This is a genomic window from Enteractinococcus fodinae (assembly GCF_031458395.1).
Lineage (GTDB): Bacteria > Actinomycetota > Actinomycetes > Actinomycetales > Micrococcaceae > Yaniella > Yaniella fodinae.
Genome location: NZ_JAVDYJ010000001.1, coordinates 958,335 through 981,542, shown reverse-complemented (window position 1 = coordinate 981,542; position 23,208 = coordinate 958,335). Strand labels below are relative to the sequence as shown.

The window sequence follows — 23,208 nt, the reverse complement described above, 5'->3', positions numbered from 1 at the left end:
AGCGACAAGGTATTTTGGAAACATGCTCAATCCTGAACGCGTCTTGGCCATCCCGGGTCCGACCGAGCCCTGGCATGCTGGGACGCTAGTGGGGTTTGATTTAGAAACCACCGGCCGTAACCCGCACACCGCGCGTATTGTGACGGCCTCTATTGTGCTGCTGGATCCGCAGGGTCAGCTGCGTGCCACCGCCGAGTGGCTGGTTGATCCCGAGGTCGAGATCCCTGCTGAAGCGGCCGCGGTGCACGGGGTTACCACCGAGCATGCTCGAGCCCATGGGATGGATGCGACCCTGGGGTTGGGTGAAATTGTGGCTACGCTGATGGATTTCATGTATCACCGTGTCCCGGTCGTGGCCTATAACGGGGTCTACGATTTCACGGTGCTGACCGCTGAGATGGCTCGCCGCCAAATGGGCGAGTTCGCGGTGGCTGGTGTGGTGGATCCATACGTGTTGGATAAACATGTCGACACCTACCGGAAGGGAAAACGGACCCTCGAAGCTGTGTCGGCTCACTACGGGGTTACCCTTGATGCTGCTCACACGTCCCTGGCCGATTCGATTGCTGCCGTCCAGGTTGCTCAAGCCATGGTGGCCCAGCATCCGGAACGCTTCGATGTGCCACTGGAGACGATTTTTAACCACCAGATCCGATGGAAAGCCGAGCAAGCGGCAAGCTTTGAACAGTATTTGCGGCGCAAGAATCCCCAAGCGACAGTCTCTCGAGATTGGCCTGTGGAGCACCCACCCGCTCTGGCTCCTGCATGATCTCACCCTAAGTTGGGATTGTCTTTGGGCGCCCGAAGATCTTACGCAGGACGGGCCTGCCCCGCGTCGGGCTGCTGGCTGTCACCACGTTCATTCTCTATGGTTTCTGCCAGGAGTTTGCCGCCGTTGGTCAGCAGGGCTCTCTTCCACGGCAAGACCCCATCAATTTCAATTTGGATGGAAAAGCTCAGCAACGTTCGAATGATGACAATGATGCCAAGCACTACTGCTTCTTCGAGCGAGGGATTCATCACGGTCCGGATGAGATCGGCAGCAACCAGAATCTCCAAGCCCAACAGAATCGCTGACCCCACCATGGTGCGCACCAGGTGAAAGGCGGCACGTCCGCCTCTGCGATGCACCAGCGCGCGCAGTGCGAAGTATCCCGCGATCACAAAACCGATAGTCATGGTCACCACGCCGAGTCCCTCAAGGACCAGGACAATCACTTCAACGACAGCTTCGAGGGACATCACGTGAGACTCCTGGAGGACGCATGGAAATTGTGTTCTTACCGAGACCGTTTGTCGTGTTGGAAAGCCCTCCCGCGTCAGGAGGCGGGGGTCAGATCTTCACGAACTTCAGCATGGTGGCACGCCGAGGGATGATCGGTCCCGGGACGTGTGACTAGTGCTGGCACTTGTTCAGCACAAATCTCAGTAGCCTTCCAACATCGGGTGCGAAAACGGCACCCTGAAGGCGGATTGGCCGGACTGGGCGGGTCCCCCTGCAGTACGATCTGTTCCCGTTGCCCGCGAAGTGTCGGGTCCGGCACTGGCACCGCAGACAGTAACGCCTGAGTGTACGGGTGGGCCGGGGCGCCATAGATTTCTTCCTCGGTACCGGTTTCCACAATCTTGCCCAGGTACATCACCCCGACACGATCGGAGATGTGGCGTACTACCGACAGGTCATGGGCAATGAAAATATATGACAAGCCGAATTCGACTTGCAGGTCATCTAAGAGGTTCATCACTTGGGCTTGTACCGACACATCGAGTGCCGAGACCGGTTCGTCCAAAATAATGACATCTGGGTTCAGGGCCAGCCCACGAGCGATACCAATACGTTGACGTTGTCCGCCAGAAAATTGGTGTGGGTAGCGGTTAATGTGTTCCGGGTTCAGACCGACAACATCAAGTAGTTCCTGGACACGTGTGCGGATCCCTTGTTGAGGTTTGACATCCGGGTGGACGCGGAATGGTTCGGCCACAATATCGCCTACCGACATGCGCGGATTCAACGAGGTATATGGGTCCTGGAAAATGATCTGGATCTTGCGACGTAGGCGTCGTAGCTTGTCCCCGGAGACAGCAAGAAAGTCTTCGCCCTGGAATTCAATCTCACCCGCGTCGGGTTCTTCCAACCGAACTAATAATCTGGCCAACGTAGATTTCCCGGAACCCGATTCACCGACAATGCCCAGTGTTTCACCGCGACGTAGTTGCAAGTCGATGCCATCAACGGCCTGGACTGCACCAATTTGTTTCTGAAAGATGACCCCGCGGCGCAATGGGTAGTGTTTGACCAAGCCGCGGACGTCGAGCACGACCTCGCGGTCGGCGAAGGGATCAGTGGGTGATGTCATCATGATGCTCCTGGGTGGCGTCGGGGTGCAGCTGATCACGGTAGTGGCAGGCAGAAACGTGGTCTTGGATCACCGGCAGCAGTCCTGGTCGTTCGGCTACGCATAGTTCTGTGGCCATCGGACAGCGAGGCTGAAATAGACAGCCCGGTGGAAGGTCGGTGAGTTTGGGTGGCAGTCCCTCGATGGCCCGCAGCCGCCCATCGGTGCCATCGATCCGTGGAATAGAATCCAGCAGGCCTTGAGTGTAGGGGTGTGAGGGGTGCCGGTAGATTTCAAACACGTCAGAGGCTTCCATTACTTGCCCGGCGTACATGACAGCGATTTCGTCAGCTACATCCGCCACAACTCCCAGGTCGTGGGTGATCAGGATCATCCCCATGGTGAATTCATCTTGCAAGTCTTTGAGAAGCTTCATTACTTGAGCCTGAACGGTGACGTCCAGCGCGGTTGTGGGTTCATCGGCGATGAGTAGCTCGGGGTCTAATGCGATGGCCATAGCGATCATGATGCGTTGTCGCATTCCCCCAGAAAATTCGTGCGGGTAGTCTCCCACCCGATCTTCGGCCGCTGGGATTCCCACCCGTTGCATCAGCTGGATGGCCCGTTCCCGTGCTTGTTTGCGGTTCATTTTGTGGTGGACCCGGAACATTTCGGCAATCTGCCATCCGACCGGATACACCGGATTCAACGCTGACAGCGCGTCTTGGAAGATCATCGCGATGTTGCGTCCGCGGAGTCGACGTCGCCGCTCTTCGGGCATGGTCAACAGGTCCTCGCCGTGGAAGAGGATTTGACCGCCAGAGATGTTGCCGGGTGGGATATCTAAAATTCCCATGATGGCTTGTGCGGTCACGGATTTCCCGGATCCCGACTCCCCCAAGATGGCCAATGTTTGACCGGCTTCAAGGGTGAAGTTCAGTCCGTTGACGGCTTGGACCACGCCGGATTTGGTACGAAATTCAACGTGCAGGTCACGGACTTCCAGCAATGGAGCGGTCTGGTTGGTCGATTGCACCTTGTCGGCCCTCATTTCTTAATTTTGGGATCGATGGCATCGCGGATGGCATCGCCCATCACGGTGAACGCGAACACAGTGATCGCCACAAATATCAGGGGGAACACCAACAGGTGGGGCACGGTTTGGATGTATCCGTGGGCGTTGGATAGTTGCAGTCCCCAAGAAATTGAGGGCAGTTGGAGACCAACCCCGAGGAAGGTCAGAGCGGCTTCGGCGGATATCATCAGCCCGACCAAGATTGAGGAATACCCCAGGATGGGGGCCAGCGAATTCGGCAGGATGTGTCTGCGCATGATGGCCATGTGCCCGGCGCCCATCGCCCGGGCTGCTAGGACGAATTCGTTATTTGTCACGGCCATGACTGCTCCGCGCATCAAACGCATCGTGATTGGCCAGGTGAAAATCGTCAGCACGAAGGCGACTTCTAGAATTCCGCGGGATTCTAAGACATTGAGGAAAACTATGGCACCTAAGAAATACGGGATGGCAAACACCATGTCGGCAAAACGCGATATGACGGTGTCAATCCATCGGCCAAAGTAACCGGCCACCAAGCCCAGAATGATGGAAACGGCTACCGATAAGGCAGCGACCACGACGCCCACGGCGATTGAAGCTCGCGCCCCGTAGATCACACGGGTGTAGTAATCACAGCCTTGAATATCGGTTCCGAACCAGTGCTGGGCTGACGGTCGTTGCCGGCTGCGTTCCAACAGACATTCTTGTGGACTGGTATTGGTGAACAGCTGCGGAAAGATTGCCATGAGCACCATAATGATCAGGATGATCCCCGAGATGATGAACCACGGGTTAGTGCGTAGGCTGCGCCAGGCGTCTTTCCACAGGCTAGCGTCCTCTTCGGGTTTCGCGCCGGTGGCACGAGCTTCAGTCGGGTCGTGCCGTGCTTCGATCAGCTCACTCATAACGAATCCTCGGATCAAGGTAGGCGTACACGATGTCGACAATCAGGTTAACGACTACAAAGAAGATCACCAGGATGGTCACGATCCCGACCACCACGGTGCCTTCTTGTTGCTGGATCGACTGAAAAACCTGTTGTCCGATCCCCGGAAGGTTAAAGACTGACTCGGTGATGATCGCGCCACCGATCATGGTGGCGAGATCAGCCCCAATGAAGGTCACCACTGGTATGAGCGCGTTGCGCATAGCGTGGCGCCCGACGACCCGTCCGCGCGGTAGGCCTTTGGCGGTGGCGGTGCGAACATAGTCCGAGCCCAGTGTCTCGACCAGCGAGTTGCGCAGGAGACGTGCCACGAGCGCGGTCGAGACCGCAGCGAGTGTGAAACCCGGCAGGATGTAACTTTGTAGCCCGGCACCGGCTCCCGCGATCGGAAACCAACCCAACTGAAGGCCGAAAATCAACTGCAACCCGAAGGCGATGGCCAGTACCGGGATGGCAACCACAGCCACGGATGAGACTTGGACGAGACGGTCGATGAAACGGTCGCGGTAGAGGGCTGCTAGAGTACCGGCGATGAAGCCCAGCACGGTTTGGAAAATCAGCGCTACCATCGCCAAATACAACGTTACGGGAAGACGTTGGGCGACGATGTCGGCAACGGGGCGCCCTTGGAAGGTAGTGCCAAAATCGCCCATGACTACCCCGCCAATGTATTTGAAGTATTGGACGAACAGGTTGTCGTCGAGGTTGTACTGGTCGCGCAGAGCTTGTTGGACCGCTTCGGGCATGGGTCTGTCCCCGCTCAGTGCACGAATCGGATCGCCCGGAATCGCGAATACCAGCGCGTAGACAATAAATGTCGATAGCAGTATCACCGGGATGAACTGCAGCATGCGCCGAAGAATGTAGCGAATCATATAAGTCCTTCGACCAGTCAGATACGAAGTTGAGGTAGCTCATGTGCTACCTCACGTGGGACAGGACCGGTCCGTCCGCACTATGTCGGACAGACCGGATACCTGTTTGCCGGTAGGAGGTTATTCCTGTGTGACGACTACCTCTTCGACGCGCAGGAAGGTTCGCGGATCTACGTTGATACTCTCACCGTCGATGCGATCTGAATACACCGTGTGGAAGTCTTGGAACCACAGTGGGACAGCTGGCATATCTTCTAGCAGTATGTCTTCAGCTTGCTGATAGAGCTCGTCGGATTCGCCTTCTTCGGCGGCGTTGGCTTCGTCGATGAGGCTGTCGAACTCTTCGCTTGAGTAGCCGAAGTAGTTCGATGAGGCGTCAGTGGTGTAGATCGGTTCCAGCGCGTACTGCGGGCTGGGGTAGGACAGTACCCAGCCGAGACGGTATGGACCGGTGATCTCTTCGCTCTCCTGCAGATCCAGGTACTGCGCGAATTCCAAGGATTCGAAACTAATTGAATCGATCGGCAGATTCTGCTGCAACTGGTTCGCAACAGCTTCCATCCAATCCTCGTGCCCCGCACCCGAGTTGAAGTACAAGGTCAATTCGGAGGGTCCACCAGCTTGTTCATAGAGATCAGAGGCAGCTTCCGGATCAAATTGACACTGCTCACCACAGGCGTCCTCGCGACCTTGGGGCAGCGTGGGTGGAATGATGCTGTGAGCTGCCGTGTGGCGTTCATCAAAGATCGAATCGAGAATCGCTTGCCGATCAATGGCCATCGAAACCGCATGCCGGATGTCGGCGTCAGTGAATTCTTCCTGATACATCGGGAAGCCCAGGTAGGTAAACGATGAGGTTTCGGAGGCTACCCAATTGTCACCGAAGTCGGCTTCCAAGCTCGCAAACCGATTCGGTGGTGCGTTATCGACAATGTCGAGTTCGCCTGATTGAACGTCCATGTACGCGGTGTCCACATCGCTATAGATTCGCCATTCGATGCTCTCGGGTACACCCGGTTCCTCACCAGGCCAGTCTTCGTAACGGGTCATCTTGATTTCGACATCGTGAACCCATTCGCCATCCATCTGGTATCGGCCGTTACCGACCGGGGCGGATTCGAAGGTGTCGATGTCGTCTATGGCGTCTTGAGGAAGTGGATAGAACCCGGTGTAAGAAAGCATCATGGGCAGATCCCCGAAGGGCTCTACCAGTTCGATTTCTAGCGTGTAGTCATCAACAGCGCGTACGCCTTCCAGTTCTTCCACGTCACCATTGACGACTTCGTCGTAGCCGAGGAAGCTGTCGTAGAAGCCGGCGTTGGCTTGGGCATTGTCGGGATCCACGGTCCAATTGAAGGTGTCGACAAAAGTCTGAGCATCAATGGGATCACCGTTGTGGAAGGTCCAGTCTTGGTTCAGCTCAAAGGTCCACGTGATGTTATCGTCACTCTCCCAGCTCTCGGCGACCCCGGGGACGACTTCAATATCTTCGTAGTCAACTGAAGTGAGCCCGGTAAAGAGTTGTTCGAGAACTTTAGACCCGCACACTTCGGTGCTGTTACCGGGCAGTAAATTCTGCGGTTCACAGTTGTAAATCGAGACAGCGCCGCCCCCGTCAACGGGCTGGGCTGCCTCGCCATTAACAGCACCGTCATCGGTGCCACCGTCTCCCCCATTGCCGCCCGGGGCACAGGCTGAAAGGGCCAGCGCTGAGGCAGCTGTTATGGCAAGGGCACCTACTAATTTGCGATGTTTCATGCGTCGATCCTCCATCAAGGTGCGATGTGATACTCATTACTACAAGTAGTGATGAGTGTGATACATATTACATGAATGACACGCTAATTTCAGGTATCCCTGCAGATGAACCACTGATTTAAGCGAGAGTGGAGCTATGTTAGCAACCATGCACCTGCCGGACGTGGCAGTGGTGCCAGTTCGCCTAACGAGGGCGCTGAAATCTACATCATGGTACTGGGAACCCACCCACCTCGCCTGTCAGTCGTGCGGTAAAGCCCGGTGCACTGCTGCGATAATCTCGTTAGGTGTTAGCCCTAGCTGCTGCATCCGTTGGACATAGTGGGCAGTCAGCTCTTGGGCTTTTGGCCCGTGCTCCCCTTGGGCTTGAGCGGCGACGATCGTTCCGTGGCGACCCCGAGTTTCGAGATAGCCTTCGGTTTCTAATTCCTTATATGCTCGAGCCACCGTGCCGGGAGCAACCCCTAGGTCTGCCGCCAACCGCCGCACCGCAGGGAGTCGTGTTTCTTCAGGTAGCTGACCAGACTGGATCTGCTGGATAAGTTGGCGTCGCAGTTGCTCATATGGTGGCACCTCAGCTGCCGGATCAAGGCGCAAAACCGTCACGACGACACCCCTGTCGGCCAGAGCTGGCGTTGTTCATAGCCCTTCCGTTGACCGGTCAGCCATGCTGACATCGGACCCCAGGCCATGACCGCGATCAATAGCCCATAAAAGGCCAGCGAGATGCCACCCATCATCCAGGCCAGTGGTTCGTTCTCACGGTAGAAGCCATCGAAGATGAGCGCTTCGCTGATGCAGATAAGCCAGAATACTAACGAAAGCCCGCCGACGGCGATCGTGAGGTTCGTGACTTGGCGCAACCCGTCAGCACGTTCGGCATCGTCCCAGGCGAGTTCGAGCTCGGATGCACTGCGAGCCGGTGCGTCCAGCACTTTCCGGATCGCAACGAAAGCGATACCCCATGTCACCAGCGCCGCAAACGCGATGCTACTGCCCATTAGCACACCGTTTACCCCGGGCATCTCGGGGAGCTGCTGCAGCAGGACGGCCCCGCCGAGCGAACCAATCACCATGACCAGAGGAACCAGCCAGAAGCCGAATCGTTCACCCCTGGTGAGGTAGTCCGATAACCCAATCGAACGGGTGCGCGCCACTGTCGGACGATCGGCTTCGGGGTCTGGCCGAAATGCTGCAATCGCCCAGGCACCACCAAGCGCCGTACCTGCGCCGGCGAGGAAAATCAGTAAAGCGGGGGCCACCCCGTCCTCATTGTCGAAAAACACGATGAAGATCAGCGTGGCGATCACGATGCCGGTGGCGCCGCCAATTCCCATGCCGCGCTGACGTCGCTTGATACGCTGAACCACCGCCGGCACCATAGCAGCCGGCAACGGCAGTCCCACCTGCTGGGCGTGCGCCGCAAGCTGCTTACGTTGCGGATTTCGACTCCCTCCTTGGGTCAGGGCGGTAGCCGGGATAACGAAGCACACCAAAGCTATAACGATCCAGATAGCGATACTCATGACGAACCTTTCAATGTATCAATACAATCACCGTACTCCTCCCAGCTTGATTGTGTCAATACAATCTATGAGCGCGCAGCAGGGACGCTGGCCGGATACCTGAGTCACTATGACTCAACTTTCTTGCAAAATTCGAACCTTTTCGGAATAATCCAAATCAACGATGCGTTACTTGAGTTAGATGCACTCAACTTTCGAGGTGGGCAGGATGCTCACCTGTACTAGGAGGACAAGAATGCCTGCATTTTTCGGCCCCGCCGGTTCAGATGGCGGATCCTTCGACGATTTTATTGCTCGCTTCCTACAGGGCCAGCGCCCGGGACGACAGGCGAGCCCCGTCGACATCAACCGCTTGCTGAGCAAGCGGACCCACGAGATCGTAACCAATGCTGCCAAATTTGCGGTAGAACGCGGTCAAACTGAAGTCGACGCACTGCACATTCTGCGCGTCATGCTCGAAGATGACCCTGCGGCAGCCGGCGTCCGCCAGGCTGGCGTCGAACCAAAAGCCATTATCAACGCTGTGGATGAGCAGCTACCCGCCCCGGTGGAAGATCAAGGTGCCTCTGCTGCAACTTTGAATGGCTCTGCACAAAAAGTGCTCTTGGATGCATACCAAGTGGCTCGCGGCATGGGTTCGACCTATATCAACCCTGAGCACGTGTTCTTCGCATTCGTGTTGAACCAGGACTCCCCTGCCGGTGGTCTGCTGGCTCAAGCCGGTGTAACCCCGCAGTCGCTGCAGGCTGGGGCCCAGCAAGCCCACGCCCAGCAAGCAGCCCAGCAACAGGCTGGGGGCGACTCTGAGGAGTCCATGCTTGAAAAATACGGCCTGGATCTGACAGAAGAAGCCAAAGCCGGTCGCCTGGATCCAGTTATCGGGCGCGACCAGGAAATTGAACAAACCATTGAGGTCCTGGCTCGTCGAACCAAGAACAACCCGGTACTCATCGGTGAGGCCGGTGTCGGCAAGACCGCCATTGTGGAAGGTCTGGCTCAAGCGATCATCGAAGAAAAAGTCCCCGCACAGTTGAAGGGGCGCCGTGTCATCAGCCTGGATCTTCCCGGCATGATTGCTGGGACCCGGTACCGCGGTGACTTTGAAGAGCGCTTGACCGGCGCGATCGAGGAGCTGGCGGAAGACAGCAACACGATCGTCTTTATCGACGAGCTGCACACGGTCGTCGGCGCCGGTGGCTCTGGTGAATCCGGTGGTATGGATGCCGGAAATATCCTGAAACCACGGCTTGCACGCGGTGACCTGCACATGGTCGGAGCGACCACGCTCAAAGAGTACCGCACGATTGAAAAGGACTCGGCGCTTGAACGTCGCTTCCAACCGATCACCGTGGGTGAACCTTCGGTTGAGGACGCGGTGCAGATTCTTCATGGGCTTGCCGATCGGTACGCAGACCATCACCAGGTGACCTACACCGATGACGCGCTACGTGCCGCCGTTGAATTATCAGACCGGTACATTACGGATCGGTTCTTGCCCGATAAGGCCATTGATCTGATTGACCAGGCCGGAGCCCGCTTGTCATTGCAGCGTGGTCCGGTTGGCGATTCGGCAACTGACATTGAAGCGCTGCGCTCGAAGTTGGCTGAGTTGGAAGCGGAGAAGAACTCTGCCGTCAACGCAGAAAACTACGAACGCGCCGGGGAACTCCGCGATCGGGTGCAAGAGGTCAGCCAGCAGCTGGCCGAAGCCGCCGCTCGCCCGGCCTCGACCTCATCGGTAGTCGATGAGGCCGCAATCGCTGAAATGGTCTCTCGTGCCACCGGTATCCCGGCGGCACGCATGACCGAGGCGGAGAAATCTCGTCTGGCGCGGTTGGAAGCCGAACTCCACGAACGGGTCATAGGCCAAGACGATGCGGTCACTGCGATCGCCCGAGCCGTGCGTCGTTCCCGCACCGGGATGGCTGATCCATCCCGTCCGGTCGGCAGTTTCTTGTTCCTCGGCCCGACCGGTGTGGGGAAAACCGAACTGGCCAAGGCCCTGGCTGAGTCGCTGTTCGACGACGAAGACGCCATGGTGCGTTTCGATATGTCGGAATTCGGCGAACGCCACACGGTGTCTCGTCTGGTCGGTGCCCCTCCGGGCTATGTGGGTTACGATGAGGCCGGTCAACTGACCGAACGGGTGCGTCGTCGTCCGTACTCGGTCATCCTACTGGACGAAATCGAAAAGGCACATCCAGATATCTTCAACCTGCTATTGCAGGTATTAGATGATGGACGCTTGACCGATGGACAGGGTCGCACCGTGGACTTCCGCAACACCGTGGTCATTATGACTTCGAACCTGGGCTCGGAGCACATGTCTTCGAATGCCCCATTAGGGTTCGTCTCCGGTGATGCCGAAAGCACTCAGCGTGACATCAAGCAGAAAGTTATGGGCCGGTTGCGTGAATTCATGCGTCCGGAGTTCCTCAACCGCATTGACGACACGCTGTTGTTCAACCCGCTGACCCGTGAGCAGTTGCGCGACATCGTTGGTATGCAATTGCAAGCATCCGAACAGCGCTTGGCCGCCCAGGACATCAGCCTGGAAGTCGATCAAGCAGCTCGGGACTGGATTGCCGAAGAAGGTTACGAGCCAGCTTATGGTGCTCGCCCGCTGCGTCGCGTCATTCAGCGCAAGCTGGACGATCAGGTGGCGGATCTGTTGGTTGCCGAAGCCGTTGGAGCTGGCGATACCGTACAGGTCACCGTGGAAGACGACGCGCTGGTTGCCAAACCGATTCGAGCAGAGAAGGCTATTGCCGCCTAATCTCCGCGTCTAGGCGGTAAAACATGACCAGGCCGGGTGGTTGCTGTGTTGACAGCAACCACCCGGCCTGGTCATGTTTGAAGGGCTACGCCTGTTCGCTCATTTCTGGCAGGTCAGAAAATGAGTATGGCGGCCATGGTCCGAGGTATCGGATGTTGATCCCCGGTTGGGTGTCTCGAATGTCGGCCAGCTCAACGCCCACCGCGTCGATTTGGTCTCTGTGGACCAACAGCGAGGCGGTCAGCACGGTGACGTTGCCCGGGGTTTTACCCAAGCGTGCGTTTTCGACCATGTCTTCTGCTAGGGCGACTAGTCGTTGCCGGTATTCGGGATAGAGTTCGTCCGCCATGCGATCTGCGACCTGTTTGGTGCGCTCTTCTATCCGCTTTCGGTAGAGCCGTTGCACGCCGGCCGGACGCGTCTCGGCCTCCTGGCGCATCTGCACGAGATCTTCGTGCGAGGCCGTGGCGGCTTCTTCGTCTAGTGAGATGTCGACGCGTAGCTCCACGTATTCGCGCAAGCGTTCGAGGTGGTCGCGAATGGTGGCACCGGATGCAGCCAGCCACTGTTCGAGTCGCTGTGCAGCATCCTGTTGGGTCTCAGGGTCCGGCGCGACGATCACGTTGAACGTCATCGGTAGCACCGTGCCGGCAGCGTGCCAAGCCTCATCCACGACCTGACTGTGTTCGAGGATCCAACGTTGCACATCAGAGTCAGCTCCCTGGTACGGCTCGGTTTCAGACTCGTGCACAATCGCGGTGATCCCGTCGCTATTGACGAGCCGAAGCTGCGCGCCATCGATTCCAGCTGGCAGCTCTGAGGTGGCGACACTGTCCGCGGGCACTAGGGCGTACACGTATAACCCGGTGGTCATTATGGCATCGCCTGCCCTTCTCCTTGTGCTTCTTCAGCCCACCGTGCGGGGTTGATTAATTTATCTATGACTTCATCCACCACATCATCGAGCCCACGGTGTAAGTCTTCCACTGAAGCGGTAATCCCGTGTTCGGCTTTGATCTCGTCCATAGCTTCATCGAGTTCCATGAGTGCGTCTCCGAGGCGTTCTTGTTCTTCTTCCGTGAGGTCTCCGCCCTCAAGACGACGCACTGCTTGGGTTTCTAGCGCCTCTTGGATCACCTCGACCAGGGTCACGACGAGAGTAAGCACCCCGTGTTTGAGACTGTTTTCATCGATTTCAAGCATCGGACCCCTCTTTCGTGTCGACATGCTGGGGCATTTTGGAGCGGAAGGTTTGTAGCCATTGTTCAGGCTGTGCGATCGCAAGATACGCGGCTGTGTTCTCACCCGTGAGGTATAAGACAGCGTTGTGACCGGAGGGGGCTTTGCGTTCGACCAGTTCGATACCGGTCAGTTCTTCCCACGCCAGGTTCACGGCGGGACGCGCATCAAGCGGTGCTTGCCATGTGAGACGATCATCGTCTACTTTTAGTGAACCGCCACGCCAGGTTTCTCCGCTGGCTCGGGTTTCCAGTGCCCAGGCATGAGTACTTGATTTCGTCTCGGCATCTGGGGTTGCTGGGGCCCCTGGCAGTTTTACCATCGGGCGGGATTGTGCGATCAGTTCGCGCATGCGTTGTGGTGCAGCAGCAGAGAGCATCGTTGTCGTCCCGTCTGCTGTCTCGACGAGTAGCCGGGTGCGAGTTTCTGAACCGATGGTGCGCTGGTCGTGAAGTCGCAATGCATAAATATGTGCCAAATCGATCTCCCACAGCACTTCTTTTGGGTCGCGTCGAAACACGACCAAGCGTTGGTTGGTCAGATACAGCCCACCTGGGCGCCACGTCTTGGCAAAGTCCTCTTGATAGTGGCCGCCCGCCATTTTGGCTACTATTTCCTCGCCTTCGGCCAGGGGGAAGTGGCGTGCTACCGATTTACGGACCCAAGCACGCGTTTTTTCGTCCCAGTCGCGCATCATGCCGTATTCCAGCATGGTTTCCATGCCGGCGATGGTGGCGCGCAGATTGACTCCGATGAGGGGAATGTCGGCGACGGAGATAATGAGATCAACGTTTAGGTAGGTACCCTTATCGAGCAGGACGGTTATGAGATCAGCCAGCGTTACATCAGGGTTCCGGACCGGCTCCATGGGGGCCCTTGACTCCGGGGGACGAGATGCCAGGTCACTCATGATTGCTTCCGTGCGGGTTCTTCTTCGTCCTCAGCCGTTGCTGCTGCCTGCTGGTCCTCATCCGTTTCTACGGCTTGTGCGCTCGAGTGAGCCGGTTGCGAATTGTTCTGGAGAGCCTGTGCCGACTGCCAGCCGCACCACGGGCAGAATTCGTTGAGGAGTTTATCGACCGGTGAGGATTTACCACATTCAGGACATGTTTCTTTGGTTTCGATTGCTTGTCGCCAGGCAACGGTTTCTGTATTCGTACCGGCGGGAAATTCCAGGCCGTAACGGGCCGCAGTTTCAAATGATGCCAAGGCAGCTCGAATACGGATACCCAGCAGTTCAACCCCTGCCACGGAGACCATGATGTCTGCATTGAGCACGAGGCCTTTGTCCAGGAGCGTCTCCACCACGTGAATGAGGGTGCCTTCACGGCTTCGTTGCGGTTCCATTCCGCGATTGGATCCACCACGTGCGACCGTCATGTAATGCAGCCTCCTTGAAGACCCGTCGATTAATCAGCTTGTGTGCGTCCTCGGAAGTAACGAGACTTACGGGAGTAGCCGGTAAGATCGCCGCTACCATCGACATCTACCTCATACTCGGCCATGATGTCGGCGGTATTCGGGATACGGGCAGATTCCACGACTTCAACCGTAATCCGCCAGCCATCCTCATGAGCTTCCAGACCCACGACTGATTCGGGCGTACGCGTGGTCAATAACTGGAGTTGTTTTAGTGCTGCCACCGTGGCCTTACTTGCTGAAATTTTTGGTTTCGATTGACGTTTTGTCGTTGTCTGCCCGCTCTTCGAAGTGTCAGAGGAGCGCGTTGAACTCTTGGTCTGAGTGCGTTGTTTCGGCGCGGATTCCTCACTGGAGGAGCTCGGGCGCCGTGTCCGAGTCGTTTGGCTCGTCTTCTTCGTCTCGCTGCTGTCTTGCCGCTGTTCCGTCATGTTTCTGCCGATCTGTTAGGGGTCAGCATCTGGGTAAGGGTTATTCCGCCTCGCGCCTGCGTGCCGTGAGCAGCCGCTGAACGAGTTCCTTTTCTTGCTCGGTTGCTTCCTCATCAGAAAGTCTGCCATCTTCACGTGCTCGGGCGACCTCTTCGAGTTGCCGACGAATCGCTCCGGGGTCATAGAACTGGCGCTCGGCTTCTTCTTTAAGTTGTTCAGCCACCCAAATAGTGCCCTTGATGGGGCCAAAAAATATGCCAGAAAATAACCCCATGTTCGTCCCTCCTGCTATTGCTCTCCTACGAAGTCGTAGGGGGCCTGCGGACCGAGTAATTGAAAGTGTATTCTGCGATGCAGCTGTCCGGCTACAGTCTCGAGAGCATTTTCAAATTCCGTAACAGTATCTCGGTGAACCAATACGGCTAGCTCAACAACGTCTTCGACTTGGCCAGCCTCTTGCTCTACGAGATCTTCGACCGTGGGTGAGACTGCATCGATGATTTGCTGTGCATGATCGACCCGAAGACGGTCGAAAGCACCTACGATAAGTTCGCCAAGCTCAATTCGTTCTTGCCGGGTCTCATCCTCGGTCGTTCCGGAAATTCGTTCCCGCAATCGTGCCACCTCAGGATCCTCTTCGATCAAGTCGCCTAAGACCGCATCGCGGATATAACGGGCCCGCACAGTATATTGTGCGGTCCCGTCTAATCGCTCTAAAGCCTCCAAATAGTTCGCTTCGTTCTCGACTAAGACCGTTTCGTGAAGCTCCTCAGCAGTCGGCACGATCGTTCCGAATGCCATTGGCAGGACGGGGATCTCAGCTGCAATACCATCTAAGACCGTACTGTGCGCCAAGAGGTTATCCGGGGTCCCTATCTCTGCATCCGGATCGACCGGAGTCACCACAACTGCCAAATCATCGAACCGGCTGACTTCTACAGGCGATCCTTCGATACCAATAAGCTGCGCCGGAAGCTCTGCGGAAGCAGGAATGATGCCGTACACGTACAGCTGGTCTGACTCCTCGTTCACGGTCATTTATGTCCTGTCTATACTTCTCGTTATTCAGAGGATTGTTTTTGACGCTTGGGAGCGGCTTTCTTCTGCCGTTCTTCGTCATCGTCATCGTCGTCAGAGGTCAGTGCATCTTTAATGCCTTCAACCGCTCCTCCGACTTTGCCTTTAGAACCGCTCTCGGTGACACCCTCCAACATTTCGGTAAGGTCTTTACCGCCCTGTTGCGTCAGGTCCAGACGGTTTGTGGCTTCCGCAAACCGCAGGTAAGTGTCAACGCTCGCGATGACAATTCTGGCGTCAATTGTCAGAATTTCGATCCCAACCAACGAGACGCGCACGTAGATGTCGATGACTAATCCTTTATCAAGAATCATCTCGACAACATCCGCAAGCGAGCTCGACGATGGACGATCAACATAACTTCCCTGAGAACGTCGTGTCGGCGTTTGTGTCATGGTGTCTGCCTTTCGCTCAGTAGCATGGGCCGACTTCAAGCAGCCGCTTAGCTACTCTTGGGGGATTTCCGGGTCGTACTGGATCGTTTGCTATTTGAACTCTTCGTATTCTTGGAGCCACCGGACGAGCTCTTAGACTTCGACGATCTCGAGCTTCTGGACCGTCCGCCGGTATTTTTCGAACGACCGCCGGCAGATGAGTTTCTTGTTCCACCGGAAGTCGATTTCTTGGATGAACTCCGCGTAGATCTCGAGCGCGTCGAAGATCTCGTATCGGAAGTTTCCTCACCGTCGTCTTCGGCAGAACCTTCAGCCTCTTCTTCCTCGGCGGGTTCTTCCTCAGCGACTGGCTCCTCGTCTTCAACTGGCTCTTCTTCGCCCGCTTCTTCCTCGAGGGCTTCCTCGTCCTCTGCGGGTTCCTCCCCCGCGGCAGCTGCTTCGGAGTCCTCTTCTACAGGCTCGTCTTCCTCAGCGGGCTCTTCTTCAGCAGGTTCTTCATCCTCAACCAAGGGTTCTTCCTCAGCAGCAGGTTCCTCGTCTTCAACAGGCTCTTCTTCGCCCGTTTCCTCCTCGAGGGCTTCCTCGTCTTCTACCGGTTCCTCGTCCTCTGCAGGTTCCTCTTCTTCGGCCGGTTCATCTTCGGCTGCGGCGGCTTCGGAGTCCTCTTCTACAGGCTCGTCTTCCTCAGCGGGCTCTTCGTCCTCATCCAAGGGTTCTTCCTCAGCCGCAGGTTCCTCGTCTTCAACAGGCTCTTCTTCGCCCGGTTCTTCCTCGAGGGCTTCCTCGTCTTCTACCGGTTCCTCGTCCTCTGCAGGTTCCTCGTCTTCGGCCGGTTCATCTTCGGCTGCGGCGGCTTCTGAGTCCTCTTCTACAGGCTGGTCTTCCTCAGCGGGCTCTTCCTCAGCAGGTTCTTCGTCCTCATCCAAGGGTTCTTCCTCGGCAGGCTCTTCGTCTGCGGGTTCCTCCTCAGCAGAAGTCTCGTCAACCGGTTCTTCTTCGCCAGCTGCCTCCTCTGCGGACTCCTGGTCAGTGCCTACGGACTCGTCCTGGGTTTCCTCGTCGGTACCGTTCTCGGCTTCTTCTTGTTGAGCTTGCTCTTCTTCAACCACTTCTTCGTGTGTCCGAACGACTTCAGAATCACGGATTTCTCCGCGCCAGCCTTCGACGCTGTCGGGATCAAGAATGGTTTTGGTCATAACCTGGCGGACGTAGCGTTTGAACTCGACTTGGACACGACGTCCAACGGCTCGCCAGATATTGCCGGTTTTCTCCATGAAACCTTGCGGGTAGTACTCGACCACCGCGACGATACGTGTCAGATTCGGGGTGAGTTCATGGAAGGTCACCGCACCGTCAAAGTACCCTTTTTGACCGGTCGAGCGCCAAACGATTTGCTCGTCCGGCACCTGCTGGATAATGGTCGATTCCCAGGTGCGGTGGGACCAGAATACTTGGCCCTTGAAACTAAGTTTTTCTTCAGATTTTTGGTCGACGTTTTCGACTTTTTTCATAAAGTCGGTCCAGTCTTGGAACTGCGTCCACTGGTTATACGCCACGGAAACGGGGACACCAACATCTACAGTTTCAACAATGTTCGTGACTTTCTGTTTCTTTCCGCCACCGCTGCCTTTGGAGCCGCCGCCGAAAGCTTCTTTGACTTGCTCTTTGGCGCCGGTAGCTGCTCCAGAGAGGCCGGCCTTGAGTGGTGATTCCCCTTCGGCCAGTTTTTCGGCACCTTTTGCGGCGGCCTGACCCATTGGGCCTTGCCCGGAGCTCATGCGATCAACGAAGTCGTGGACTTTATCCCCTACGCCTTTGAGTGCATTTTCTCCCCAGGCGCTGGCAAATTCGGAGACGTTTGATTTGAGTTCATCAAGAGGAAGCGAGTCTAAGATGTTGCCCCAACCGCTTTGCGTTTGCTCTTGGCTCTGATCAGATTTCTCAGCCATTGTTATTTGCCTCCGCTCTTCTGGGTCTTCGAGGACGATTCTTCTGAAGCTTCAGTGTCTTCAGATTCTTGGTCAGACGATTCTTCTTCGTCGGTCTGGTCTTCTTCGGCAGAAGCGGTGTCTTCCTCCGACTGACTGTCTTCGTCTGACTCGCCTTGGTTCCTCATCGACTCTGTGCGGCTCTGGAGATTTTTGTTGAGCGTTTCGAGGCTTTGTGAGGCGGTTGAGACCACCATCTCCCGAGCAGAGTTTGCCAAGCTGGAGTTCGCTAAGCCGCTCAGCAGTGAACCTGACCCGTCATCACTATCCCGGGAGGCCGTCATTCGTCCGAATGCAACGCCACCTGCAACCAGCAGTGCTGTCCGCATTGTCTTGGATTTTCCTAGCGCATAGCCTGCCGCTAGTAGTGCTAACTGTCCTGCGTTGTTACCCATCGGTCTCCAATGTATAGCTAATCAATGGCCGTTGTAAGCACAGAATACGCCGGGGGGTGTGGCGCTTACAACAGTTCGCAACTTATTCCAGCAGACTCGGTTGGGGTGCACAGAGGGCTCTCAGGTTGAAGGAAAGCGTCCCTCCAAGTCATGCACCTTAAACGCCAACATCCGCTGGTCTTCCCGGAGGAGGAGGGCCAGCGGATGTTGTCCGATGATGTCAGGCAGTGGCTGCTGCTGCGGCCTTTGCCGCGGCAGGCAATGCCTCGGCAATCTTGTTCATTGCCTTGTCATCGTGAGCGGCTGAGACGAACCAGGCTTCGAAGACAGATGGAGCTAAATACACCCCACCGTCGAGCATGGCGTGGAAGAACGGACCGTAGCGGAAGGCTTCTTGGGCCTGCGCTGTGGCGTAATCCACCACAGGGGTGTCGGCGGTACCGAAGGTGATGGAAAACAGCGAACCGGCGTTTTGGATCGAGTGATTGACCCCTTCGGCTTGTAGTGCCTCGGTGACCATCGCTTGCAATTGGGTGGACCGCTGCGTGATGGTCTCATAGACCTCATCGGTGGCATTGGTCAGGGTTGCATAGCCTGCTGCCATTGCGATCGGATTTCCCGACAGCGTGCCGGCCTGATAGACCGGCCCCACGGGTGCGAGCAAGTCCATCACGGCAGCGGAGCCAGCTACTGAGGCAACCGGCAGTCCCCCGCCAATGACTTTGCCGAAGGTAAACAGATCTGGTGTCCAGGCGGCGCTTTCCAGCCCCCAACCACCTTGAGCTGAGGCGCGGAAACCGGTTAGGACTTCGTCCATGATAAAGACGGCCCCGTGTTGGGTGGTGATGTCGCGCAGGAACTTGTTGAACCCAGGTTTCGGCGGGACGACACCCATATTTGCTGGTGCGGATTCGGTGATAATGCCCGCGATCTGATCGGGGTAGGCTTCGAATGCTTGCTTGACGGCTTCTTCGTCGTTGTACGGCAGCACAAGCGTCTGACTGGTGACGGCCTCGGGTACCCCGGCTGAATCTGGTAGGGCGTGAGTTGCCAAGCCGGATCCGGCAGCGGCCAATAAACCATCGGAGTGACCGTGGTAGCAGCCAGCGAATTTGATGATGAGGTTTCGGCCGGTGGCGCCGCGTGCCAGCCGAATTGCGGTCATCGTCGCTTCGGTTCCGGTCGACACGAACCGCACGCGTTCTACGGGCATGATCTTGGCGATCAGTTCAGCAAGTCTGGCTTCGCTGGGCGTCGAGGTGCCAAACGATAGTCCGGCATCAACGGCTTGGTGTACAGCTTCGACAACCGCCGGGTGGTTATGACCTAACAGCATTGGCCCCCACGATCCGACCAGATCGACGTAGGTGTTGTCTTCGACGTCGGTTAGGTACGGGCCGGTGGCTTTGACCATCGCGGCCGGGGTGCCGCCGACGGAGCCGAAGCCACGCACCGGGGAGTTGACGCCACCCGGGATAATGGCGCGGGCGGTATCAAAGGCTTGTTGGTTTGTTGTCATGCAAAACTCCTAGGCAAGTAGACGAGCAGCTTCGGTGGCGTAGTAGGTCAGAATATTTTGGGCTCCCGCGCGGCGAATCGCGGTGAGGGATTCCAGCATGGCCGGTTCACGTTCAATCCAGCCGTTGGCGGCAGCAGCTTCGATCATCGCGTATTCGCCCGAGATTTGGTACGCGGCGACGGGGACGGTGGACATGTCGGCCACATCGCGCAGGATGTCTAGGTATGACATGGCGGGTTTAACCATGACCATATCGGCGCCTTCTTGGATGTCCAGCTCGGTTTCTAAGATGGCTTCGGTGCGGTTGGCTGAGTCCATCTGGTAGGTTTTCCGGTCTCCGGTCAACGCCGAATCCACGGCTTCGCGGAAGGGGCCGTAGAATGCCGAAGCGTATTTGGCCGAGTAGGCCAGAATCGCGGTGTGCTGATACCCGGCCTCATCAAGGGCCACGCGGATGACGCCGACCTGGCCGTCCATCATGCCCGACGGCGACACCACATGGACCCCAGCTTCGGCCTGTGCAACAGCCATTCGAGCGTAGATCTCGTTGGTGGCGTCATTGTCGACATTGCCAGCTTCGTCGAGCACACCACAGTGCCCGTGATCGGTGAATTCATCCAGGCAGGTGTCGGCCATGACCACCATCTCGTCGCCCACTTCAGCGATGACTTCGCGAATCGCGACATTGAGGATGCCGTTGGGATCGACCCCGGCGGTGCCCCGGGCGTCTAATGTTTCGGGCACCCCAAACAGCATGATGCCGCCGACGCCGGCGGCTGCCGCATCACGAGCAGCAGCTTTGAGAGACTCCATGCTGTGCTGTTGCACCCCGGGCATCGAAGAAATATCGATGGGTTGTTCGGCGCCTTCTTTGACGAAGACCGGCAGGATGAGATCGGCCGGGGCCAATCGGTTTTGAGCGACCAGATTGCGCATGGGCCCCGATTGGCGCAGGCGGCGCGGACGGTGAGTAAGCATGGTGTCCTTTCGACGTTAGAGACGAGTCAGAACCTCGGCGATGCCTGTTGCATCCGGTGAGGTCGCGGTGGCTGCGAGGTCCAGGGAATGTTCAAGGGCGGCCCGTCGGGTTGGTTGCCCGATGGCGATGACCGCGGTGACCGGCACGGCACGTTGTGCCCAGCGGCGCGCTGCCGTCGGGGCGGTCAGCACAATGACGTCATCGCCGGTGACATCGTCGGTGGTAAGTACCTGATCGTGGGCGGGCAACAGGGCGCGGTTGGGTGCGGCGGGGTAATCAACGGTGTGGTAAGCGATCACATGCGTGACGTCCCAGCCACGGTGCGTCAGTCCGGTGCGCATGGCATCGCCGGCGGCTGCACCCTGTGGGAGTGCAAGGCTGCCGGGACCGGGTGGAAATTGTTCCAGGATGCCGGCGGCTGACGCATCAGCGTTGGGCATCCAGGGGGTATTAGTCGCACCGTGATCGGCAAGGACTCTGGCGGTGCCTGGCCCGGTGACCGCGATGGTCGTGTGTGCTTCGGTGCGCGCGGGTTGCCAGCCGCGAGCGGCGAGGGCTCTGATGGTGTTTGGGCTGGTGATCAGCAGCCGCTGCCACCGGCCTTCGTGCAGCCCTGTGACCAGGTCATCGAGTGCGCGCAGATCGGTAGGGAGTTGAAAATCGGTCAGCGGGAGAAAACCGATCTGATAGCCCAACCGCTCAAGACCGGCCTCAATCTGGCCGGCTTGAGCGGGCTGACGGGTCAGAATAATTCTCATCGAGTGCCGCGAGCGGGTCCCGGTGGGAGCAGATCAGCGCCGTCGTCGATCATCATTTGGGCGACTTCGACACCCAACGCGTAGGCGGCGTCCGAGGTCGCCTCGGTGACTGCACTCTCATCCAGTGTGGTGGATGCTTGGCGCCGGATGGTCTTGGAGCCGTCCATGGCTGCCACCACGGCATCCAAGTGCAGGGTGCCGTTGACAAATCGGGCCAGCGCGCCGATTGGTGAAGCACACCCCGCTTCGAGCGTGGCCAACAGGGCACGTTCGGCGGTTGCTTCCAGGCGGGCGCCAGTGTCTTGGTGCGCGGCGAGCGCGTTCGCCAGTGGAGCGTCGAGTGTCTTGTTGGCAGCGATTTCAATGGCTAGTGACCCTTGGCCGGGGGCCGGCAGCATGATATCCGGGTCGATGCGCTCGGTGATGGCCCAGTCCATGCCGAGCCGGTCGATTCCGGCACAGGCAAGCACAACGGCATCCAGGTCACCCTTGGGTGATCCAGCGGCTGCCGGGGCGTTGTCGTGGTGGTGTTCATAGCCCGCAACGCGTGCCAGACGGGTCTGTACGTTGCCGCGGATATCGATCATTTCCAGGTCGGGACGATACGCGAGCAGTTGGGCGACTCGACGGGGCGAACCGGTGCCAATCTTGGCGCCCTTCGGTAAGGTTTCCAGCGTCATGCCGTTGGCCGCGCACAGGGCATCTCGTACGTCAGCCCGTGCGGGGATGGCCGCGATATGCAGCTCGGCGGGTTGTTTGGCCGGCAGGTCTTTCAGGGAGTGGACCGCCATGTCGACTTCACCATCAATGACCGCTTGACGCAGGGCGGTGGCGAACACGCCGGTGCCACCCAGATTTGCCAGCGACCCGGTCGTCACATCACCTTTGGTTTTAATGATGACCTGTTCAAAGGCGGTGTGCTCGTCGCTCATCGCATCGGCCACCCACTGGGTTTGTGTGGTGGCCAATGCCGATCCGCGGGTTCCAATACGGTAGGCCATTAGGCCAGCACCTCAGCAACTTCGTCGACTTCAACATAACGGCCGGTATAAAACGGCACTTCTTCGCGTACATAGTGGCGGGTCTCATTATTGCGCAGCGAGCGCATCATGTCGACCAACAGATCCAGGCGTGGAGATTCCAGGCCCAGTAGCCATTCCCAGTCGTTGAGTCCGAACGCTGAAACGGTGTTGGCCCAGACGTCCGGGAATTCTTGGCCCAGCTGGCCGTGGTCCCGGAGCATGCGGGCACGTTCTTTCGGGTCCAGGGTGTACCAGTCGTAAGAGCGGACAAATGGGTAGAAGCACAGCCACTTGCGTGGTTTGCGACCTTCGGTGAACGCGGGGACGTGTTCTGGGTTGAACTCCGCCATCCGGTCGGCGCCCATGGCGGTGAAGACCATCTTGGTGCCTGATAGGAGTCCCGAGCGGCGCACCTGACGGATCGCATCCTGCAGGGCTTCTGGGGATTTGGACCACATCCAGACCATGATGTCGGCTTCAGCTCGCATCCCGGACACATCGTAGAGTCCGCGGACTGTCACACCTTGATCGGCCAGGCGTTCGATCAGCGTGTTGAACTCGGCGTTGTCTGTGGCCGCTTCTGCATCGGATTTCAGGGGGGCATCGTCTTTGCGGGCAAACACGGTGTAGGTCGTGAACCAGCTGGTCGCTGATTCTTCACCTTGAACGACTTTGGTTGTTTCAGTCACGTATGCTCCTCGTACTGCTTGAG

The 23,208-nt window shown here is 57.6% G+C and carries 25 protein-coding genes; 2 read left to right on the top strand and 23 right to left on the bottom strand.

Annotation, left to right across the window (positions count from 1 at the left end):
- Window positions 1-22: 22 nt before the first annotated feature.
- The gene (locus J2S62_RS04715) at window positions 23-769 is read left to right on the top strand and encodes a 3'-5' exonuclease (protein WP_310171979.1); all 747 of its coding nucleotides are present in this window, start codon (window positions 23-25) and stop codon (window positions 767-769) included.
- A 41-nt stretch (window positions 770-810) separates the two neighbouring features.
- On the opposite strand, the gene J2S62_RS04710 is transcribed toward J2S62_RS04715, so the two are convergent.
- The 8 genes from J2S62_RS04710 to J2S62_RS04675 form a co-directional block, all read right to left on the bottom strand.
- Window positions 811-1,242 (bottom strand): DUF1622 domain-containing protein, encoded by a 432-nt coding sequence (locus J2S62_RS04710; RefSeq protein WP_310175715.1) that lies wholly within the window; start codon window positions 1,240-1,242, stop codon window positions 811-813.
- Window positions 1,243-1,319: 77 nt separating this feature from the next.
- Window positions 1,320-2,360, bottom strand: coding sequence for an ABC transporter ATP-binding protein (locus J2S62_RS04705; RefSeq protein WP_310171976.1), 1,041 nt, complete (start codon window positions 2,358-2,360; stop codon window positions 1,320-1,322).
- Complete coding sequence (locus J2S62_RS04700; RefSeq protein WP_407649897.1) at window positions 2,341-3,387, bottom strand: ABC transporter ATP-binding protein; 1,047 nt, start codon at window positions 3,385-3,387, stop codon at window positions 2,341-2,343. The genes J2S62_RS04705 and J2S62_RS04700 overlap by 20 nt, the downstream gene beginning before the upstream one ends.
- On the bottom strand, window positions 3,384-4,298 hold the full coding sequence (locus tag J2S62_RS04695; protein ID WP_310171971.1) for an ABC transporter permease: 915 nt from the start codon (window positions 4,296-4,298) through the stop codon (window positions 3,384-3,386). Before J2S62_RS04695 ends, J2S62_RS04700 begins: the two co-directional genes overlap by 4 nt.
- On the bottom strand, window positions 4,291-5,214 hold the full coding sequence (locus J2S62_RS04690) for an ABC transporter permease (protein ID WP_310171970.1): 924 nt from the start codon (window positions 5,212-5,214) through the stop codon (window positions 4,291-4,293). Before J2S62_RS04690 ends, J2S62_RS04695 begins: the two co-directional genes overlap by 8 nt.
- Before the next feature lie 120 nt (window positions 5,215-5,334).
- Entirely contained in the window at window positions 5,335-6,972 is a 1,638-nt protein-coding gene (locus J2S62_RS04685; protein ID WP_310171968.1) for a peptide ABC transporter substrate-binding protein, read from the bottom strand.
- 240 nt (window positions 6,973-7,212) lie between these two features.
- On the bottom strand, window positions 7,213-7,578 hold the full coding sequence (locus tag J2S62_RS04680; RefSeq protein WP_310171964.1) for a GntR family transcriptional regulator: 366 nt from the start codon (window positions 7,576-7,578) through the stop codon (window positions 7,213-7,215).
- Complete coding sequence (locus J2S62_RS04675) at window positions 7,575-8,498, bottom strand: hypothetical protein (RefSeq protein WP_310171961.1); 924 nt, start codon at window positions 8,496-8,498, stop codon at window positions 7,575-7,577. The genes J2S62_RS04680 and J2S62_RS04675 overlap by 4 nt, the downstream gene beginning before the upstream one ends.
- Window positions 8,499-8,733: 235 nt before the next feature.
- Here J2S62_RS04675 and J2S62_RS04670 point away from each other — a divergent pair, with 235 nt between their 5' ends.
- Window positions 8,734-11,274: an ATP-dependent Clp protease ATP-binding subunit gene (locus tag J2S62_RS04670; RefSeq protein WP_310171957.1), complete on the top strand. Its 2,541-nt coding sequence runs from the start codon at window positions 8,734-8,736 to the stop codon at window positions 11,272-11,274.
- 85 nt (window positions 11,275-11,359) lie between these two features.
- Here the strand turns inward: J2S62_RS04670 and J2S62_RS04665 are convergent, their stop codons facing one another.
- The 15 genes from J2S62_RS04665 to hemQ all read right to left on the bottom strand — a co-directional run bounded on the left by J2S62_RS04665 (window position 11,360) and on the right by hemQ (window position 23,185).
- Window positions 11,360-12,148, bottom strand: coding sequence for a GvpL/GvpF family gas vesicle protein (locus tag J2S62_RS04665; RefSeq protein ID WP_310171955.1), 789 nt, complete (start codon window positions 12,146-12,148; stop codon window positions 11,360-11,362).
- Window positions 12,148-12,477, bottom strand: coding sequence for a gas vesicle protein K (locus J2S62_RS04660; RefSeq protein WP_310171952.1), 330 nt, complete (start codon window positions 12,475-12,477; stop codon window positions 12,148-12,150). The genes J2S62_RS04665 and J2S62_RS04660 overlap by 1 nt, the downstream gene beginning before the upstream one ends.
- A complete protein-coding gene (gvpJ, locus tag J2S62_RS04655) occupies window positions 12,470-13,423 on the bottom strand; it encodes a gas vesicle protein GvpJ (protein ID WP_310171950.1) in 954 nt (317 codons plus the stop codon). Before gvpJ (J2S62_RS04655) ends, J2S62_RS04660 begins: the two co-directional genes overlap by 8 nt.
- Window positions 13,420-13,893, bottom strand: coding sequence for a gas vesicle protein (locus tag J2S62_RS04650; RefSeq protein WP_310171948.1), 474 nt, complete (start codon window positions 13,891-13,893; stop codon window positions 13,420-13,422). Before J2S62_RS04650 ends, gvpJ (J2S62_RS04655) begins: the two co-directional genes overlap by 4 nt.
- A 29-nt stretch (window positions 13,894-13,922) precedes the next feature.
- Window positions 13,923-14,363 carry a gas vesicle protein GvpO gene (locus tag J2S62_RS04645; RefSeq protein ID WP_310171946.1) on the bottom strand — a complete coding sequence of 147 codons (441 nt, stop codon included), beginning with the start codon at window positions 14,361-14,363 and terminating at the stop codon, window positions 13,923-13,925.
- 40 nt (window positions 14,364-14,403) lie between these two features.
- A complete protein-coding gene (locus J2S62_RS04640) occupies window positions 14,404-14,637 on the bottom strand; it encodes a gas vesicle protein GvpG (RefSeq protein WP_310171944.1) in 234 nt (77 codons plus the stop codon).
- A gap of 14 nt (window positions 14,638-14,651) precedes the next feature.
- Complete coding sequence (locus J2S62_RS04635) at window positions 14,652-15,401, bottom strand: GvpL/GvpF family gas vesicle protein (protein WP_310171942.1); 750 nt, start codon at window positions 15,399-15,401, stop codon at window positions 14,652-14,654.
- A gap of 23 nt (window positions 15,402-15,424) precedes the next feature.
- Complete coding sequence (gene gvpJ / locus J2S62_RS04630) at window positions 15,425-15,835, bottom strand: gas vesicle protein GvpJ (protein ID WP_310171939.1); 411 nt, start codon at window positions 15,833-15,835, stop codon at window positions 15,425-15,427.
- A 47-nt stretch (window positions 15,836-15,882) separates the two neighbouring features.
- On the bottom strand, window positions 15,883-17,784 hold the full coding sequence (locus tag J2S62_RS04625) for an SRPBCC family protein (RefSeq protein ID WP_310171937.1): 1,902 nt from the start codon (window positions 17,782-17,784) through the stop codon (window positions 15,883-15,885).
- 2 nt (window positions 17,785-17,786) lie between these two features.
- On the bottom strand, window positions 17,787-18,218 hold the full coding sequence (locus tag J2S62_RS04620) for a hypothetical protein (RefSeq protein ID WP_310171934.1): 432 nt from the start codon (window positions 18,216-18,218) through the stop codon (window positions 17,787-17,789).
- Between the two features lie 220 nt (window positions 18,219-18,438).
- Window positions 18,439-19,737, bottom strand: a complete 1,299-nt coding sequence (gene hemL, locus J2S62_RS04615; RefSeq protein WP_310171932.1) for a glutamate-1-semialdehyde 2,1-aminomutase — start codon at window positions 19,735-19,737, stop codon at window positions 18,439-18,441.
- A gap of 9 nt (window positions 19,738-19,746) precedes the next feature.
- Window positions 19,747-20,715 carry a porphobilinogen synthase gene (gene hemB, locus J2S62_RS04610; RefSeq protein ID WP_310171930.1) on the bottom strand — a complete coding sequence of 323 codons (969 nt, stop codon included), beginning with the start codon at window positions 20,713-20,715 and terminating at the stop codon, window positions 19,747-19,749.
- A gap of 15 nt (window positions 20,716-20,730) precedes the next feature.
- Window positions 20,731-21,474 (bottom strand): uroporphyrinogen-III synthase, encoded by a 744-nt coding sequence (locus J2S62_RS04605; RefSeq protein ID WP_310171928.1) that lies wholly within the window; start codon window positions 21,472-21,474, stop codon window positions 20,731-20,733.
- Complete coding sequence (hemC, locus tag J2S62_RS04600) at window positions 21,471-22,475, bottom strand: hydroxymethylbilane synthase (RefSeq protein WP_310171925.1); 1,005 nt, start codon at window positions 22,473-22,475, stop codon at window positions 21,471-21,473. The genes J2S62_RS04605 and hemC overlap by 4 nt, the downstream gene beginning before the upstream one ends.
- Window positions 22,475-23,185, bottom strand: a complete 711-nt coding sequence (gene hemQ, locus J2S62_RS04595) for a hydrogen peroxide-dependent heme synthase (protein ID WP_310171923.1) — start codon at window positions 23,183-23,185, stop codon at window positions 22,475-22,477. Before hemQ ends, hemC begins: the two co-directional genes overlap by 1 nt.
- Window positions 23,186-23,208: the final 23 nt, after the last annotated feature.

Coding starts and splice junctions, on each gene's coding strand:
- J2S62_RS04715 (WP_310171979.1), top strand. CDS start 23: ATGCTCAATCCTGAACGCGTCTTGGCCATCCCGGGTCCGACCGAGCCC.
- J2S62_RS04710 (WP_310175715.1), bottom strand. CDS start 1,242: ATGTCCCTCGAAGCTGTCGTTGAAGTGATTGTCCTGGTCCTTGAGGGA.
- J2S62_RS04705 (WP_310171976.1), bottom strand. CDS start 2,360: ATGATGACATCACCCACTGATCCCTTCGCCGACCGCGAGGTCGTGCTC.
- J2S62_RS04700 (WP_407649897.1), bottom strand. CDS start 3,387: ATGAGGGCCGACAAGGTGCAATCGACCAACCAGACCGCTCCATTGCTG.
- J2S62_RS04695 (WP_310171971.1), bottom strand. CDS start 4,298: ATGAGTGAGCTGATCGAAGCACGGCACGACCCGACTGAAGCTCGTGCC.
- J2S62_RS04690 (WP_310171970.1), bottom strand. CDS start 5,214: ATGATTCGCTACATTCTTCGGCGCATGCTGCAGTTCATCCCGGTGATA.
- J2S62_RS04685 (WP_310171968.1), bottom strand. CDS start 6,972: ATGAAACATCGCAAATTAGTAGGTGCCCTTGCCATAACAGCTGCCTCA.
- J2S62_RS04675 (WP_310171961.1), bottom strand. CDS start 8,498: ATGAGTATCGCTATCTGGATCGTTATAGCTTTGGTGTGCTTCGTTATC.
- J2S62_RS04670 (WP_310171957.1), top strand. CDS start 8,734: ATGCCTGCATTTTTCGGCCCCGCCGGTTCAGATGGCGGATCCTTCGAC.
- J2S62_RS04665 (WP_310171955.1), bottom strand. CDS start 12,148: ATGACCACCGGGTTATACGTGTACGCCCTAGTGCCCGCGGACAGTGTC.
- J2S62_RS04660 (WP_310171952.1), bottom strand. CDS start 12,477: ATGCTTGAAATCGATGAAAACAGTCTCAAACACGGGGTGCTTACTCTC.
- gvpJ (WP_310171950.1), bottom strand. CDS start 13,423: ATGAGTGACCTGGCATCTCGTCCCCCGGAGTCAAGGGCCCCCATGGAG.
- J2S62_RS04650 (WP_310171948.1), bottom strand. CDS start 13,893: ATGACGGTCGCACGTGGTGGATCCAATCGCGGAATGGAACCGCAACGA.
- J2S62_RS04645 (WP_310171946.1), bottom strand. CDS start 14,363: ATGACGGAACAGCGGCAAGACAGCAGCGAGACGAAGAAGACGAGCCAA.
- J2S62_RS04640 (WP_310171944.1), bottom strand. CDS start 14,637: ATGGGGTTATTTTCTGGCATATTTTTTGGCCCCATCAAGGGCACTATT.
- J2S62_RS04635 (WP_310171942.1), bottom strand. CDS start 15,401: ATGACCGTGAACGAGGAGTCAGACCAGCTGTACGTGTACGGCATCATT.
- gvpJ (WP_310171939.1), bottom strand. CDS start 15,835: ATGACACAAACGCCGACACGACGTTCTCAGGGAAGTTATGTTGATCGT.
- J2S62_RS04625 (WP_310171937.1), bottom strand. CDS start 17,784: ATGGCTGAGAAATCTGATCAGAGCCAAGAGCAAACGCAAAGCGGTTGG.
- J2S62_RS04620 (WP_310171934.1), bottom strand. CDS start 18,218: ATGGGTAACAACGCAGGACAGTTAGCACTACTAGCGGCAGGCTATGCG.
- hemL (WP_310171932.1), bottom strand. CDS start 19,737: ATGACAACAAACCAACAAGCCTTTGATACCGCCCGCGCCATTATCCCG.
- hemB (WP_310171930.1), bottom strand. CDS start 20,715: ATGCTTACTCACCGTCCGCGCCGCCTGCGCCAATCGGGGCCCATGCGC.
- J2S62_RS04605 (WP_310171928.1), bottom strand. CDS start 21,474: ATGAGAATTATTCTGACCCGTCAGCCCGCTCAAGCCGGCCAGATTGAG.
- hemC (WP_310171925.1), bottom strand. CDS start 22,475: ATGGCCTACCGTATTGGAACCCGCGGATCGGCATTGGCCACCACACAA.